This is a genomic window from Streptomyces tatrensis, from assembly GCF_049310065.1.
GTDB lineage: Bacteria > Actinomycetota > Actinomycetes > Streptomycetales > Streptomycetaceae > Streptomyces.
On record NZ_JBMDLB010000011.1, the window covers coordinates 587,993 to 604,192 of the forward strand.

Consider the following 16,200-nt stretch of genomic DNA (forward strand, 5'->3'; position numbering starts at 1 on the left):
GCGGCAACCCGGTCCCGCCATCGCGAGGGCGGAACCGGGTGCCGACCCGCTTTCACCGGGCCGCGGGTGCACCGGTGAGCTTGGCCATCACCTCGTCGCGCAGGAGCTCGTACTCCGTGCGCAGGCGGCGCAGTTCACTGTCCGGGGGACGGGGGATGACGATCCCCCCGGTGATCTTCTCCTCCGGCGCGAACTGTTCGCGGGTGAGGTCGATCTCTATGCCGAGGCCCAGGCGGTTCCACCAGTGGTAGTCCACGCGCTCGCCGTCGACGAGGACCTCGCCGCGGATCAGCTCGCCGCCCAGCAGGTCGTTGAGGACGAGGGCGGTCACACCGCACTGGTCACGGGCGGGATTCTCCCGGGTCCACCGGTCGCGGTACTCGGGCGTGCACGTCATCGCGCTCCAGCTGCTGCGGACGGCACGGTCGATGTCGGTCAGAAGGAAAGGCGTCATGCCGCCCATGCTCGCAACCGGCACTGACAACGATCCATAGCCCGGCCGACCGTCCGGTCGGATCGTGCGCGTTCCCGTCATTGGCGCCCGGTCTCGTGCGCGTTCCCGTCATTCGGGACCCGGGACCGCCGCGAGGAGTTCGCCGATGACGTGGCGGGCGATGGCCGCCATGTCGGGGTTCGTCTCCTGGTAGTAGTTCAGTTCCATGAGGGCGATCGACAGGGCCCAGCCGCGGGCGCGCGTCCACATCGCGTCGTCGGCGCCGAGGGCGGACCGGAAGGCGGGGCGGGCGGCGGCCGGGAGGACGTACCAGGCCGGGATCAGGTCGACGGCGGGTTCGCCGAGCCCGGCGCAGCCGAAGTCGATGACGGCGGCGAGCCTTCCGTCCGCGAGGAGGAGGTTCCCGGGTTGCAGGTCGGCGTGGATCCAGACCGGCGGCCCGGACCAGGGCTCGGCCCGCAGGGCCTCCTCCCACAGGGCGGTCACCGCCGCGGTCGGAAAGTCGGCGCCGGTGCTCGCGGCGAGTTCCGCGATCGTGGCACGGGTTTCGGCGTCCCGGTCCGCCAGGGTCTCGCTGCGGTAGGAGGCCGGACCGTCCGCCGGATCGGCCCGGTGCAGCGCGGAGATGAACTCCGCCAGGTCCTCGGCCAGGAAGTCCGGCTCCGCGATCCGGCCGGGCACGGGGTTGTCCCCGGGGACCCAGCCGAAGACGGACCAGGACCAGGGATAGCCCTCGGCGGGCCGCCCCGTGCCGATGGGCGCGGGGATGGGGGCCGGCAGGTCCGGGGCGAGCCGCGGCAGCCAGACGTGCTCCATGCCCACGTCGCCGGCCGCGCCGGGCGTGCGCGGCAGGCGTACTACCAGGTCCCCGCCCAGCCGGTACATGGCGTTCGACGTCCCGGCGGAGTCCACCCGCTCGACGGGAAGCTCCGCCCACTGCGGGAACTGTCCGGCGATCAGCCTGCGCACGAGCGCGGAGTCGATGTCGGGTTCGTCGGCGTGCATTTTCCCGGCGGGCATGAGCACCTTTCTGAAGGGTCCGAGGATCGCGCCCCTACGGTAACCTCCGTGCCCCGGAAGGCCGGAGCCCGGCCCGGCTGGGTGCCGGACCGGGCTCGGTGGGGGGTGTCAGGCGGCTCTCATCGGGACGCCGGGAACCTCTCGGGGGCACACGTCCACGGGTTCACGGATTACCGGATCACCGGATCACGGAGTGAAGGTCCAGCGCTGGGCGGCGGTCGTCGCGCACGCGACCCGGGTGAGTCTGGTGCCGTTGGCCGTGGCGGAGCCGGCCGGGGTCAGGCACTGGCCGGAGTTGCGCAGGCTGCCGTCCGGGCCGGTCTGCCAGCTCTGGCCCGAGCTGCCGTTGCAGGTCTGGATCGCGACGGCGTTGGCGGTGGCGGCGTCCAGGCAGACTCCGCCGAGGCCGGTCAGCCGGCCGTCGCCCTGGAGGGTCCAGCGCTGGTTGGGGCCGCCGTGGCAGCTGTAGAGGGTGGGCTGGGTGCCGGGGGTGGTGGCGCTGCCCGGGAGGTCGATGCAGGTGGCCGATGCCCCGTTGACCAGGGTGGCGGCCGCGGGCAGCGGGGTCGGGCGGCCGGTGAGGGTGATCTCGGCGGCGCTGGTCCAGGGGCCCCGGCCGCCCGCCTCGGTCAGTGCCCTGAGGCGGAGGTAGCGGCCCGCTTTGGCGGACAGGGGGACCGGCTTGAGGGCCGCCGTGTCGGCGAAGGTGCCGGTGGCCACGGGGGAACCCCAGTTGGTGGTGGTGTCCGAGACGTACACCTCGTAGGCGCCGATCCGGCCGTTGACCCCGCCGTCCTGGCGGGGCAGGTAGCCGAGGCCGTCGGCCGTGTAGCGGGCGCCGAGGTCGATCTGGATCTCGTGCGGGAGCGGCGCGGCGGCGGAACCGGACCAGGCCGTGTGCCAGATCGTCCCGGTGTTGCCGTCGAAGGCGTTGCGGGCGGCGCCGTTCTCGCCGCTGGTCTCCTGACTGTCGGCGGAGACCAGGGTCCAGGCCGTCTGCGGAACGGGGTTGGAGGTGACCGGGATGGGGTCGGCGGCCGGGACGGAGGTGCCGGTGGCCGAGACGCTGAACGCGCCCGACTTCGTGCCCGTCTTGGTCCACAGGATGCCGCCGCGGTCGGCGGAGTCGAAGAACCAGCCGGTCGCCGCCGCGTCGTAGGCGGCCTTGCTGGTCAGCCGGGTGAGGGCGGCGCCGTCCACGGTGAGCGCCGTGGGAGCGGTGGCCACGTGGAGGGTGAACTCGTAGCCGCGCGAGGCCGGTTTGCCGGTGTAGCTGCCGACCGGGGCGGAGACGGACACGTTGACCGTGCCGGAGCCCGAGGCGGGGGCGGTGACGTCGACCTGCTGGCGGGCGAAGGCTCCGCTCTGGTGGGCGCGGGTGATTCCGTCGTCCTCGTACAGGCTGAAGGAGGTGGCGCCGCGCGGGTGGATGTCGTAGGTGAGGGTGGAGACGGGCTTCTCCCCCGTGTAGTTCATCTGCGGCCACATCGGGACGATGGCGCCGCCCTTGACGAAGAGGGGCAGGGTGTCGAGGGGCGCCTGGTAGCCGTTGAGCCAGCCGGGGCCGGCGTAGGTCTTGCCGGTCCAGTAGTCCGTCCACGTGCCGGCCGGGAGGTAGATGCCGTCGCGCACGGAGGTGTCGGAGACGACGGGCGCGACGAGGAAGGAGTCGCCGGCCATGAACTGGCCGCTGGTCAGGTTGCCGCGCGCCACCGGGTCCTCGGGGTACTCCAGGACCATCGCGCGGGTGCTGGGGACGCCGGTCTCGTGCGCGGTGCGGCTCATCGTGTAGAGGTACGGCATCAGCCGCATCTTCAGCTGGAGGTATTTGCGGTTGATCGAGAGGTACGGCTCCGCGAACCGCCAGGGCTGCTTGTCCTGGTAGCCGGCGGTCGGGCCGGTCGCGCCCCATCCGGACATGGTCATGAAGGCCGGGGTGAAGGCCTTCCACTGGAGGTCGCGGGCGTACGTCTTGGGGCTGCCGGCGAAGATGCCGTCGACGTCGCCGGTGGCGTAGTTGAGGCCGGAGAGGCCCGCGCCGGTGATGGCGGGGACGTGCCAGCGCATGTCGTCCCAGGTGCCGTTGGTGTCACCGGTCCAGACGACGGCGTTGCGCTGGGTGCCGGCCCAGCCGTCGACGGTCCAGACGTAGCGCCGGGCGTCGGAGTTCTTCTCGATGCCGTCGACGGCCTGCTGGACGCCCGCGAAGGCGGTCTTGTAACCGCCGCCGATCCAGGCGACGTCGGTCTTCACGCCCCGCGAACCGGCCACGCCCACTTCCTCGTTGATGTTGCCGAGGCCCGTCGAGGTCCACAGTCCGGTCTGGAAGCCCTTGGCCTTCAGCGCGTCCACGGTGGACTTCAGGGGCGTGGTGTAGCCGCAGCCGTAGCCGTCGTTGGGCAGGAACCAGCCCGAGGGCATGTCGGCGGCGCGGGCGTCCGTGGCATAGCCGACGACGTCCGGGGTGGTCTGGTGGCGGAGCCGGTCGTGGTCGCCCTGGTAGGTCGGGTTGGAGGCGTTGAAGCAGTCGGCGTTGCCGAGTTCGAAGCCCCACGCCGGAGCCATGAAGGGTTTGCCGCTGACGTCGGTGTAGGCGTCCAGGACGGTCTTGAGGGAATCGCCGGTGAAGTACCAGGCGTCGAAGCGCTTCTCGTCGTGGGCGAGCGTGGTGGGGGCGTTGAAACCGTACGAGCCCGGGGCCCAGGTGTTGCGCATCACGCCGTAGTGGTTGGTCGACACGTAGAAGGGCGCGGGGCTGGCGTTGTTGTTCTCGCGCCACTTGTTGTCGACCGCGATCGGGACGGTCTTGCCGCGCAGCGCCCATTCGCCCAGGCGCAGGCCCGTTCCGTAGAACTGCTCGTCCGCTCCGCGTGCGAGGTACTGGGTGGTCTGGCTGCTGGTCCAGGAGGTGGGCTGCGTCTCCTGCCAGACGAGGGTGGAGTTGTCGGCCCGGTAGACGGAGAACTGCAGCGGGGTCTTGTTGACCCGGATGGACAGGGAGCCGGTGGTGATCTTGTAGTACGTGCCCGCGTCGGTCCAGGCGGCGCTCACGGGGCCGAAGTCGGTGGTGGGGGCGAGGTCGGTGCCGGCCGGATCGTTGGTGAAGGTGCCGTCGGGTGAGAGCCAGAGCCGGAAGATGTCGGCGCGGGCGACGACCACCCGGGCCTTGGCCCCGCCGGAGGTTGCGATGGTGAAGGTGCTGCCGGACTGGGTGACGCCGGTGGCGTTGCCCGCGGTGGCCGGGGCCGGCGCGGCGGCGGCCGCCGAGGCCGGCGAGGAGATGGGGCCTGCGGTGGCCAGACCGGCCACGGCGAGGACCGCGGCGAGCAGCGCGGCCGCCGGGGCGCGCCGCCGCCGTGGGCTTCTGCGGATGCTGATGAGTCTCATGGGGCGGCTCCTCGTGCGGTCCGGACTGCGGACACACCTTTTGGCATGCACCGGGCAACATAGCGGCCCGGACGCCTCATTTGAAGGAAGATGCTCGGAATGGCTGGTCAACGAGCATCTTTGAGCACGTCCACGCGGATGCCGATCCCCTTGACCCCTCACCCGTATGGCCCACCCGCCCTGCGCGCCCCGCCCGCCACCCCGACCCTGGTACGAACCACGGACGTCTCTGGAGGGCCCGGCACTCATGGCACAGGCGCAACAGCCCGCATCGCTCCGTCAGCTCCTCCTCGCCCCCGGGACCCTGCGTTTGCTCGTCCTCTCGGCACTCATCGGCATCCCGGTCTCGCTGTTCGCCTTCGGTTTCGTCAGCCTCGAACACGAACTCCAGCACTGGGTGTGGCACACCGCGCCCGACCTGCTCGGCTACACCCGCGCCCCGTGGTGGTGGGGCCTGCCGACGCTCGCCCTCGCCGGGCTCCTGGCCGCGCCGATCATCACGCGGATGGCGGGCGCGGGCGGGCACGTCCCCGCCTACGGCTTCGGCGGTCCGCCGACCATGCCCCGCGAGACCCTGAGCGTGATCCTGGCCGCGCTGGCCTGCCTGCCCCTCGGCGTGATGCTGGGACCCGAGGCACCCCTGATGGCGATGGGCAGCGGCCTCGCCCTGCTCAGCATCCGCGCCGCCAAGCGCGCCGCCGAGCCCGAGCTGGCCACGGTGCTCGGCATGGCCGGATCCACCGCCGCCATCAGCACCATCTTCGGCAGTCCGCTGATCCCGGTGGTGATGGTGCTGGAGGGGGCCGCCCTCGTGGCCGGGGGCGCCCGGATTCTCGTACTGATCCTGCCCGCCCTGGTCGCCAGCGGGGTCGGGGCCCTGGTCTTCACCGGCTTCGGGCACTGGACCGGCCTCGGCATCGGCGCGCTGACCCTCCCCCAGGAACCCGCCGCCGGCCTGCCGGACGCGGGCGACTTCCTGTGGGGCATCCCCATGGCCGCCCTGATCGGCGTCGTCGTCGCCCTGGGCAAGTCCGGGGGCCTGCGCGTGCACGCCTGGACGGGCACCTCCGCGCAGCGGATCGTCCTGTGCGCGGTGGCCGTCGGCGTCTGCGTCACCGGCTACGCGCTGATCACCGGACGCTCCCCCGAGGAAGTGGCGCTGTCCGGCCAGAACACCGTCGGCATGCTGGCCGCCGAGCCCTCGTCCTGGGCGGTGGGCGCGCTGATCGCCCTCTCGGTCTTCAAACTGATCGGCTGGAGCATCGCCCTGGGCAGCCTCCGAGGTGGCCCCATCTTCCCGTCCATCATGATCGGGGCGGCGATCGGCGTCGCCTGCGGCGGCCTTCCCGGATTCGGCATGGGCCCGGCCCTGGCAGCCGGCATCTGCGCGGCCGGGGTGGCCAGCACCCGGCTCCCGGTGACCGGCGTGGTCCTGGCCGCCGCCCTGCTGGGCAAGGAGGCGCCCACCCTGATGCCGCTGCTGGTGCTCTCGGCGGTGACCGCCCTGCTGGCCTCGGCCCTCATCGACCACCAGCGCCCCGCGGACCCGGCCCACCTCCAGCCCGCCCCCGCCGACTGAACCACGCGACAGACCGGTGGTCGAGGACCAGGGAACCACCGAGGGCAGCCACTAAGTGCAGTATCGTAGCGACAGAAAGTAACGGGCTGGGTGGGGAGGGAAGTTGAGGCGTCAGCGTGGCCACAAGGCCCGGCTTCACCTCACCCCCGTCCAGACCCTGGCTGCCGAGGGCCAGGCGCACGCGGCCCGCACCATGTGGAACCTCATTCACGACTGGTGGACGATGCTCCCCAAGGAGCGTCGCAACCTCACCGCCGCTGACGCCGCGATCCGTCAGGGACGCAAAGAACTCCCCTGGCTCGGTGCGCTCCCTGCGCAGGCCGCGCAGGCGGTACTCAAGACGTACTTCCAAGCCTGGACGAACTGCTGGGACGGCCGTGCTCAGGCACCGGCGTTCAAGGGCCGGTTCCGCTCCCGCATGGCCATCGACATCCCGCAGGGCCGTGATCTTCAGGTCGTCCGGCTGAATCGGCGGTGGGGCCGCATGTGGGCGCCGAAGATCGGTCACGTCCTGTTCCGCTGGACCAAGGACCTCCCTGTTGGTAAGCACTCGAATACGGCCAACCGAATCACCGGGGCCCGATTGGTCCATGAGGCGAACGGCTGGCATGTCGTATTCCGTGTCCAGGCCGAAGTGCCCGAACCGCAGCCCCACACCGGGCCGAGCGTGGGTATCGACCGGGGTATCACTCGGCCCCTGGCTCTCTCCGACGGCACGTTCCGCTACCACGACCCCTGGCTCACCAAGGGTGAGGCGACACGGCTGCGCCGTCTGGAAAAGTCCAAAGACCGCAAGCGCCGCACCCGAAAGGCCGGCGAGAAGAACAGCAAGCGCCTGAACCGTACGTACGACCAGATCGCACAGCTCCGCGCAACAGCCAAGCGCAGGGCGATCGACTGGCAGCACAAGACCACCACCGGCTTTGCCCGGGAGTTTTCCCGTGCCGGGGTGGAAGACCTGGCCGTCACCAACATGGTCAAGTCCGCCAAGGGAACCGTGGAAAACCCTGGCAGGAACGTCCGTCAGAAGACCGGGCTGAACCGGGCGATAGCCGGGGAAGCGTGGGGCCGCACCGTGACCATGCTGGAGTACAAGACCGCCCAGCACGGCGGCCTAGTGGTCAAGGTCCCAGCCCCCAACACCTCCCGCAGGTGTTCCGCGTGCGGGTTCATCACCCAGGGCAGCCGGGAGACCCAGGCCCGCTTCGTGTGCAAGAACCCCGACTGCGGGTTCGAGTGCAATGCGGACACCAACGCAAGCCGTAACATCGACCACGCCGCAGGTCATGTGGTGTCAGGACTGCTGAGCCCTCGCCAATAGGCGGGCAACGAAGCGTCAACCACCCACCGGGTCGCACTGTGACTCGGACGGGATTCCGCCCAATTCATGAGGCGGAGGATGTCAATGGAGCGGGAGCGACCTCTCACACCCAAGCTGGAGGCCGGGCATCTCCAAGAGAGAGCTCATCCAGTGGGTCAGCAAGCTCATGCGAGGGCCCGTCCCCAGCCCGTGACGGGCAGCGGGCTCACGGCCAGCGGGCTCACGGCCAGCACCGGCGCCGCCGGCGAGCCGTGCCGGTGCCCGCAGGGATCGAAGACCAGGACCACCGGCTGCCCCGGACGCTGACGCCAGGAGATGCGTTCCGGGACTTCGTCGCACACCGGGCAGCACGGCAGCGGACCCGGCCGGCCCATCGGGCCCGACGCGCCCGCCGGGCTCAGCGGGCTCAACGGGTGCGGCTGCGGCCGGTACCCGGGGGCGGCCGCGAGCTGCGTGGAGTGCGGGTCGCTCATGGAGACTCCCTGGTCGTGCGGTTGGACTGATCGCACTGTGCCATGGACGTGCCCCTTTGCGCACGGGTGAATCCTCCAGTGTTCCGGCGATGTTCCGGCAGGTCAGAGGTGTGCGCCCGGGCTCCCGGCGCCCCTCCCCGCGGACTTGGCGCTCAGCGCGGCCCCTCGGCGACCTCCACCAGGCCCGATTCGTACGCGGCGATGACCGCCTGGGCCCGGTCGCGGACGCCCAGCTTGCCGAAGATGCCGGTGATGTGGTTCTTGACCGTGGAAACGCTGATGTCCAGCTCCGCGGAGATCTCCGCGTTGTCGAGTCCGGTGGCGAGCAGCCGCCAGATCTCCCGCTCCCGCGGTGTGAGTCCGGCCGGGACTCCGGCGATCTGCCGGGCGGGCCGCACGGGGACCCGTACGTGGAGATCAACCGGGTCAGCAGGCGCGGCGCCACCGCGGCCTCACCGGTGTGGACGGTGCGGATCGCCGCGGTCAGCTCCTCCGGGGAGACGTCCTTGGGCAGGAACCCGTACGCTCCGGCGCGCAGGGCGGCGACCACGTACTCGTCCATGTCGAAGGTGCTCAGCGCCAGGACCCGGCTCTCCGGCAGCAGCCCGGACAGCTTCGCGGTGGCCTCGACCCCGTCCAGGACCGGCATCCGGATGTCCATGACGACCACGTCGGGTCGCAGCCGCTCCGCGAGGGCGACCGCCTCGGCCCCGTCCCCGGCCTCGCCGACGACCTCGAACTCCGGCTCGGGGGCCAGGATCAGGGCCAGGCCGCGCCGGACGAGCGGCTGGTCGTCCGCAATGAGCACACGGATCATCCGCGTTCTTCCTCTCCCTCTCCCCCGGGCGCGTCCGGACCGTACGGCGCCGGCAGGCGCGCCGCCACCCGGAATCCGCCGCCGTCGAGGACGGCCGCCTCCAGGGAGCCGCCCTGCAGGGCGACCCGTTCTCGCATTCCGATCAGACCGTAGCCGGAAACCGGAGCCGCCCGCGAAGGCGCCGGCCGGTTCCCCGCCCCGTGCCGGTTCCCCGCCCCGTCGTCGCTGACCTCCACCGTCACCTCGTCCGGACGGTACGTCAGCCGTACGTCGGCCCGGGCCTGCCGCCCGGCGTGCTTGCGGGTGTTGGTCAGCGACTCCTGCACGATGCGGAACACCGTCAGGCCGAGGGCCGGCGGCAGCGGGCGGACCGGCCCGTCCACGGTGAACCCGGTCTCCAGGCCGCCGAGCCTGGCTTCGGAGACGATCCGGTCCAGGTCGCCGGTGCCGGGCTGCGGGGCCGGCGGGGTGCGCTCCGGCTCCTCCCCCGCCCGGAGCACGTCGAGCAGCTGCCTCATCTCGCGCAGCGCCATCCGCCCGGAACCCTCCAGGGTGACCAGGGCCTCGCGGGCCGTCTCCGGGTCGTGCGCGAGGTTGGCCCGCGCCCCGCCGGCCATCAGCTGCATGGTGGTGATGTGGTGCGCCACGATGTCGTGCAGTTCGCGGGCGATGCGGCGGCGCTCCTCGGCCACCGCCCGCTCGGCCAGCAGGATGCGCTTGGCCTCGGTCTCCTGATGCCAGCGGCGCGTCAGCAGCGCGGCGGCGACGACGAGCAGGACGGCGACCGTGTTGCCGAGCAGGCCCATGAGCCCGGACGTCCCGCCGTAGCCGCTGCCCAGCACCGTCAGCGGCACGGCCGCCAGGGCGGCCGCCGCCGTGACCGCCGGGCCGCGCACGCGGGCCACGGAGTAGAGCGCGACGGTCGCGCCCGCGGAGAAGTGCGGGCCCTGTGAGGTGATCAGGTTCAGTGCCGCGCCGAGGGCGAGGACGGCGCAGAGCACGGCGACCGGCCTGACCCGCCGGGCCAGTAGGCAGGGCGCGGTCAGGACCACCAGGACGAGGGCGGACACGGTGAGGGGCCGGCCGCCCTCGGCCGCACCGAACGCATAGCCGACCATGTCGACGACAACGGCGGCGATGGCCACGAGCGCGTCGTTGCGGGTCCAGTTCAGGGCCCGGATCCCGCTCGGGATCCGGGCGCCCGTTTTGATCATCGGCATACTCCGATCCTCCCATCGCGCGGCCCGCCGACCGCGGGCCCCCAGGAGGAGTGCGGACCAGGACCTGAGTCCTGGTCGGGGGCCCGCACCCGGCCCTGGTCCCGGGCGCGAGCTCCTCCCGGGACCTGACGTTTCGTGAGGCGGCCGGTGATGAGCTGGTGAGCAGGCCGGGGACTCCCGGCCGCCGCACCCGTTACGGAGGACTCCCTTGATCCGCGCCCTGACCGCCTTCGCCACCCGAAGTCCGTGGAAGGTCATAGCCCTCTGGGCGGTACTGGGCATCGCCCTGACGATCCTCGGCCAGGCCCTGGTCTTCCGCGCCACGCAGACGAGCACCGGCGCGTTCCTTCCGGCCTCCTACGATTCGGCGGCCGCGCTGAAGGTCGCCGAAGAGCACTTCGGGGCCGATCCCGATGCCAACCCCCTGACCGTGCTGGTGGCCCGCGCCGACGGTGCGCCGCTGAGCGCCGCCGACGAGCGGCGGATCGACGCCGGGGCGGAGAAGCTGACCCGGCAGCGGATCCTCATGCCGCGGCCCGAGGACGTCCCGCCCTTCCTGGTGCAGGACCGGTCCCAGCTGCCCCGGATCAGCCCGGCGATGACGGCCCCGGACCGGAGCTTCCGGCTGCTGTCGGTCGAGCTGACCGGCCATCCCATGGATCCCGGAATGCAGGACCTGTACCGGGCGTTCCGGGAGCACACCCGGGCGGAGTTCGCGGAGGCCGGCCTGCGGACCGGTTTCACCGCCGGGCTCGCGGACACCGTGGACACCGCCGACGCGGAGGAGACCCGGTCGAAGATCGTGGGCGCCGTGATGGTCGCGGTGATCGTACTGCTGCACGTGCTGGTGTTCCGCAGTGTTCTGGCGGCCTTGCTGCCGCTGATCGCCGTCAGCATCATCGGTGGAGCGGCTGCCGGGGTGGTGGTCGGCGCCGCGCTGCTGACCGGCATAGAACTCGACGCGTCCACACCCCAGTTGATCAGTGTGGTGCTGGTGGGCATCGGCATCGACTACTTCCTCTTCCTGCTCTTCCGCTTCCGCGAGCACCTGCGCAAGCACCCGGAGCAGTCGGGCCGGGCCGCGGCGGCCGAGGTCGCCGGCCGGGTCGGTACGGCGATCACCTGTGCGGCGCTGACCATCGTCGCCGCGTTCTCCACCCTCGCGGTGGCCACCTTCGGCCAGTTCCGGGTGCTGGGCCCGGCCATCGCCGTGTCCGTACTGGTGATGCTGCTCGGCAGCCTGACCCTGATGCCGGCCGTCCTCGCGGTCACCGGCCGCAGGATGTTCTGGCCCTCTAGGGCCTGTCGCCACACTCCCGTCTGCCTCGCGACGCCTGGCACGCGCTCTCGCCGCACCGGGCGAAAGCCAAGTACGTCCAGTACGCGGGCTTCCGCCCGGCACGCCGAGAGCACGCACCAGACGCCGCAAGGCCGCCCTTCGGGCGACGACGGGAGTGTGACGACAGGCCCTAGGGCGCTGGAGCGGGAGCCCCGCGAGGGCGTGGCCGCGCGGACGGGCGGCCTGGTGGCGCGGCGGCCGCTGCCCCTGGTGCTCGCTTTGGTGGCCCTGCTGGGGGCGCTGGCCGCGGGGATGATCGGGATGCGGGTGGACTACGGGCAGAGCGGCGCGGGCGGGGAGCGCACGGCTTCGGCGGCCACGGCGGCCGAGATCGCCCGCGCACTGCCCGCCGGGGTGTCGGATCCGGCCGGCGTGTTCGTGACCGCCTCGGACGGGGGCACGCTGACGGCCGAGCGCCTCGGCGGACTCTCCCGCGCGCTCGCTTCGGTCGGCGGGGTGGGCCAGGTGGCACCGACGGTGCTGAGCGAGGACCGCCGGGCGGCCCGCATCGACCTGTTCCCGACCGCCGACGCGCACGGACAGGAGGCCCGCGACCTGGTCTCCGGTCCCGTCCGGGAAGCGGTGGCCGCGCACCGGCCGGACGGTACCGAGGCGCATGTCGGCGGTACGGCGGCGGTCTTCTCCGACATCGCGTCCGCCGTGGACAAGGACCTGAAGGTGGTCTTCCCGGTGGCGGCGGCGCTGATCGCGCTGATCCTGTTCCTGCTGCTGCGCAGCCTGCTCGCGCCGCTGGTCCTGATGATCGCGGTGGGGCTGGGCTTCGCGGCCACCCTGGGTGCCTCGACGCTGGTGTTCCAGCACGTCGGGGACCGTCCGGGCGTGGACTTCTCGCTGCCGCTGGTGCTGTTCCTGTTCGTGGTCGCGCTGGGCACCGACTACAACATCCTGATCGCGGACCGGATCAGGGAGGAGATGGACCGGCCGGGTGCGGCCCGTGCGGCCGTGGCCCGGGCGGTCCGCCACACGGCGCCCGCCATCGCGACCGCGGGCCTGGTGCTGGCGTTCTCCTTCGGGAGCCTGGCCGCGAGTCCGGGCTCCGCGACCCGGCAGATCGGCTTCGCCACGGGCCTCGGGATCCTGCTCTCCGCGTTCGTGCTGTCGATCGTGCTGGTGCCGGCGCTGGCCTCGATGCTGGGCCGGTCCCTGTGGTGGCCGGTCGGGCCCGGCCGCGACGCCCGGGAGCCGGCGCCGGAGCCCGTGCCGGAGCCGGCGCCCGAGCCGGCCACGGCCGGCTGAACCACCGGCCGCACGGCTAGGGGGCCGGTGCGCGCAGCCCCGTAGGGTCTGTGCCGCACCGGCCCCCTAGTGCTGCGGCCGGAAAGGTTTGCCGGGTCGCGGTGTCCGGTGCGGTGCATCGCAAGGCGGAGGACCGCGGCTGGTACTGGACGTACTTCTGTGGTCCGACAACGCGGCGAGGTGCCGTGCCGGGCGCCGTGACCCGGTGAACCTTTCCGGTCACAGCACTAGGCCGTCTCTTTCGGATCTTGCCGGTCAGGTCCGCGTCGTCCGGTGCCGTGCCTCGGCGCGCTGCCGGGGCTCCCGCGTACTGGACGTACTCGGGAGCCGCGGCAGTGCGGCGAGGTGCGGTGCCGGGCGGCGCGGGCCCGGCAAGATCCGAAAGAGACGGCCTAGCTCGCTCAGGCCAGCTTGTCGACCTCGGGGTGCTCGGCCAGCCAGGCGCGGACGGCCTGCTGTTCCTTGCCCTTGCCCGATTCCTGGATCTTGGCCTCCAGGCCGGTGAGCTGGGCCTCCGTCAGCTTGAAGGACTTCAGCCACTGGGCGACCTTCGGCTCGTCGGCCGCGAAGTCCTTGCGGGCGACGTTGTGGATGCCGTCGCCCTTGCCCCAGGCGCCCTGCGGGTCCGCGAGCTTCGTCAGCTCGTAGGAGGCGTACGCCCAGTGCGGGGACCAGAGGACGACCGCGACGGGCTCCTTCTTCTCGTAGGCCCGCTTGAGCTCGGCGAGCATGCCCGGGGTCGATCCGTCGACGACCTTGTACTCGCCGTCGAGCCCGTACTGGGGCAGCACCTTGTCCTTGAGGAGGCCCATCGCGCCGGCGCTGGGCTCGATGCCGATGATCCGGCCCTTGAACTCCCCCGCCTTGCCCTTCAGGTCGGCGAGGGTCTTGACGTCCTTCATGTAGGAGGGAACGGCCAGCTCGATCGAGGTGGGTCCGTACCAGGAGCCGAGGTCGTCGAGCTTGTTCCCGTACTTCTTCCAGTACTCGGCCTGCGTCGACGGGAGCCAGGCGTCGGTCTGGAAGTCGACCTGCCCCCCGGCCAGCCCGGTGAAGAGCGCGCCGAGTTCCAGCTGCTTGGCCTCGACCTGATACCCGCGGCGCTCCAGGAGCTCCTTCCAGAGGAAGGTCGAGGCGATGCCCTCGTCCCACGGGATGTAGCCGATGCTGAGCTTGCGGCCCTTGCCGATGTTCGCGACCCCGGCCCCGCCGACGGCGTTGACCTGGGACTTCCCGGAGTCTCCGAAGATTCCGAGGCCGCCTGCGACCAGGGACAGCACCACGGCCGAGGCCACGGCGAAGACGGGCTGCGGGCGGTGGCTCCACACCTTGGCGGTGCCGGTGGCGGCGGAGCGGGCCTTGGCGAGGGCGCGCCGGCCGAGCGGGGAGACCTGACGGCCGAGCGCCCCGGTCATCCGGTCCAGGTACATGGCGAGGATGACGATGGAGATGCCGGCCTCGAAGCCGAGCCCGATGTCCACGCTGCCGATGGCCCGGTAGACGGCGCCGCCGAGGCCGCCGCCGCCGACCATGCCGGCGATGACCACCATGGACAGGCCGAGCATGATCACCTGGTTGATGCCCGCCATGATGGTGGGCAGTGCCAGCGGGAGCTGGACCCGTACGAGGGTGTTGCGCGGGGTGGTGCCGAAGGCCTCTGCGGCTTCGACGAGTTCGGCGTCGACCTGGCGGATGCCGAGCTCGGTCATCCGCACGCCGGGCGCCAGCGAGAAGATGATGGTGGCGATGATGCCGGGCACCACGCCCACCCCGAAGAAGATGATGCCGGGGATGAGGTAGACCATCGCCGGCATGGTCTGCATGAAGTCCAGGACGGGCTTCAGGGTGGCGCTGACCTTGTCGGAGCGCGAGGCCCAGATGCCCAGCGGGATCGCGAAGACGAGCGTGACCAGGGTGGCGACCAGGACCAGCGCGAGCGTGGACATGGCCTCGGGCCACAGGGCGACGGAGTCGACCAGGGCGAAGCCGGCGAAGGCCAGCAGGGCGGCGAGCAGACCGCGCAGCCACCAGGCGGCGACGGCGAGGACGCCGGCCAGCAGCAGGGGGTTCGGCGCGGACAGGACGGCTTCGATGCCGTCGTAGAGCCCGGTGACGAGCGCGGCGATGGCGTCGAACAGCCAGGACAGGTGGCTCTGGAGGAAGTCGACACCGCTGTCGACCCAGGATCCGAGATTGAGGCGGGGCATCAGGCAGCCACCTCCACGCAGTCCAGCGCGCCGCGTCGCTCGTCGCCGATGAAGGCGACGAGGCGGCCCTGCGGGACGGAGCCGACGACGGTGCCGTCCTCGGCGGTGACCGCGACGGGGTGCGGGACGCGGGCGCTGACGGCGCACACGTCGGCGAGCGGGGTCCCGGCGGAGACGGTGGGGCAGCCGCAGTCGGGCCGGCCACCGGCGGCTCCGGTCATGACGGCGTCGGCCGTCAGCACCCGCGAGCGGTCCACGTCCTGGATGAACGAGGCGACGTAGTCGTCGGCGGGGCGGGTGAGGATGTCCTCGGCCGTGCCCTGCTGGACGATGCGGCCGTCGCGCATGACGGCGATGGAGTCGCCGAGCCGCATGGCCTCGTTGAGGTCGTGGGTGATGAACACGATGGTCTTGCCCAGGCTCTTCTGGAGTTCGAGCAACTGGTCCTGCATGTCGCGGCGGATCAGCGGGTCGAGCGCGCTGAAGGACTCGTCCATCAGCAGCAGGTCGGCGTCGGTGGCCAGGGCGCGGGCCAGGCCGACGCGCTGCTGCATGCCGCCGGACAGCTCGTCGGGCCAGGACTTCTCCCAGCCGCCGAGCCCGCAGAGGGCCAGCGCTTCGGCGGCCCTCCGGTCGCGCTCGGCCCGGGGGACGCCCTGGACCTCCAGGCCGTAGCCGGCGTTCTCCAGCACGTCGCGGTGCGGGAACAGGGCGAAGTGCTGGAAGACCATGCTGATCTTGGTGGAGCGCACGCGGCGCATCTCGGCCGGCGAGAGCGCGGTGAGGTCTTCCCCGTCGAAGAGGATCCGGCCCGCGGTGGGCTCCAGCAGGCCGTTGAGCATGCGCAGCAAGGTGGACTTGCCCGAGCCCGAAAGACCCATCACGACGAAGATCTGGCCGGGCTCGACGCGGAACGAGGCGTCGATCACCGCCGCCGTCGTTCCCTCGGCGCGCAGCTCGTCGCGGTCGGTCGCGCCGCTTTCGAGTGCGCGGACCGCCTTCGCGACGGCCGCGCCGTTGTCGGGTCCTTTACCGAACACCTTGTACACGTGCTCGGCTATGAGCGTGGACACATACACCCCAAGGGTCGTACCGGAAACGGCCCACCGGCGTGCGTACGGCCGGC

Annotated in this window: 10 protein-coding genes and 1 pseudogene; 3 read left to right on the top strand and 8 right to left on the bottom strand. The window is 71.8% G+C overall.

All coding sequences use genetic code 11. The features are described from left to right. Positions 1-52 precede the first annotated feature (52 nt). From ACODT5_RS18330 to ACODT5_RS18340, 3 genes are all read right to left on the bottom strand, one after another. The gene (locus ACODT5_RS18330) at positions 53-454 is read right to left on the bottom strand and encodes a YunG family protein (RefSeq protein WP_422520377.1); all 402 of its coding nucleotides are present in this window, start codon (positions 452-454) and stop codon (positions 53-55) included. 108 nt (positions 455-562) lie between these two features. Continuing rightward, positions 563-1,474, bottom strand: a complete 912-nt coding sequence (locus ACODT5_RS18335; protein WP_422520378.1) for an aminoglycoside phosphotransferase family protein — start codon at positions 1,472-1,474, stop codon at positions 563-565. Between the two features lie 186 nt (positions 1,475-1,660). Beyond that, the gene (locus ACODT5_RS18340) at positions 1,661-4,861 is read right to left on the bottom strand and encodes a TIM-barrel domain-containing protein (RefSeq protein ID WP_422520379.1); all 3,201 of its coding nucleotides are present in this window, start codon (positions 4,859-4,861) and stop codon (positions 1,661-1,663) included. 247 nt (positions 4,862-5,108) lie between these two features. On the opposite strand from ACODT5_RS18340, the gene ACODT5_RS18345 reads away from it, so the two are divergent. Both ACODT5_RS18345 and ACODT5_RS18350 read left to right on the top strand, forming a co-directional pair. Continuing rightward, entirely contained in the window at positions 5,109-6,440 is a 1,332-nt protein-coding gene (locus ACODT5_RS18345; protein WP_422520380.1) for a chloride channel protein, read from the top strand. A 157-nt stretch (positions 6,441-6,597) separates the two neighbouring features. Beyond that, positions 6,598-7,761, top strand: a complete 1,164-nt coding sequence (locus ACODT5_RS18350) for an RNA-guided endonuclease InsQ/TnpB family protein (protein WP_422524958.1) — start codon at positions 6,598-6,600, stop codon at positions 7,759-7,761. Between the two features lie 164 nt (positions 7,762-7,925). On the opposite strand, the gene ACODT5_RS18355 is transcribed toward ACODT5_RS18350, so the two are convergent. The 3 genes and pseudogenes from ACODT5_RS18355 to ACODT5_RS18365 form a co-directional block, all read right to left on the bottom strand. Beyond that, entirely contained in the window at positions 7,926-8,234 is a 309-nt protein-coding gene (locus ACODT5_RS18355; RefSeq protein ID WP_422520381.1) for a hypothetical protein, read from the bottom strand. Positions 8,235-8,386: 152 nt separating this feature from the next. Next, positions 8,387-9,051 (bottom strand): annotated as a pseudogene (locus tag ACODT5_RS18360) (response regulator). Then, positions 9,048-10,271, bottom strand: a complete 1,224-nt coding sequence (locus tag ACODT5_RS18365) for a sensor histidine kinase (RefSeq protein WP_422520382.1) — start codon at positions 10,269-10,271, stop codon at positions 9,048-9,050. Before ACODT5_RS18365 ends, ACODT5_RS18360 begins: the two are co-directional and overlap by 4 nt. A gap of 208 nt (positions 10,272-10,479) precedes the next feature. Between ACODT5_RS18365 and ACODT5_RS18370 the strand changes: the two genes are divergently transcribed. Beyond that, complete coding sequence (locus tag ACODT5_RS18370; RefSeq protein ID WP_422520383.1) at positions 10,480-12,867, top strand: MMPL family transporter; 2,388 nt, start codon at positions 10,480-10,482, stop codon at positions 12,865-12,867. A 401-nt stretch (positions 12,868-13,268) separates the two neighbouring features. On the opposite strand, the gene ACODT5_RS18375 is transcribed toward ACODT5_RS18370, so the two are convergent. Together ACODT5_RS18375 and ACODT5_RS18380 are read right to left on the bottom strand one after the other, a co-directional pair. Next, positions 13,269-15,074, bottom strand: coding sequence for an ABC transporter permease/substrate binding protein (locus ACODT5_RS18375; RefSeq protein WP_422520384.1), 1,806 nt, complete (start codon positions 15,072-15,074; stop codon positions 13,269-13,271). Beyond that, entirely contained in the window at positions 15,074-16,147 is a 1,074-nt protein-coding gene (locus ACODT5_RS18380; protein WP_422520385.1) for a quaternary amine ABC transporter ATP-binding protein, read from the bottom strand. Before ACODT5_RS18380 ends, ACODT5_RS18375 begins: the two co-directional genes overlap by 1 nt. Positions 16,148-16,200 lie beyond the last annotated feature (53 nt).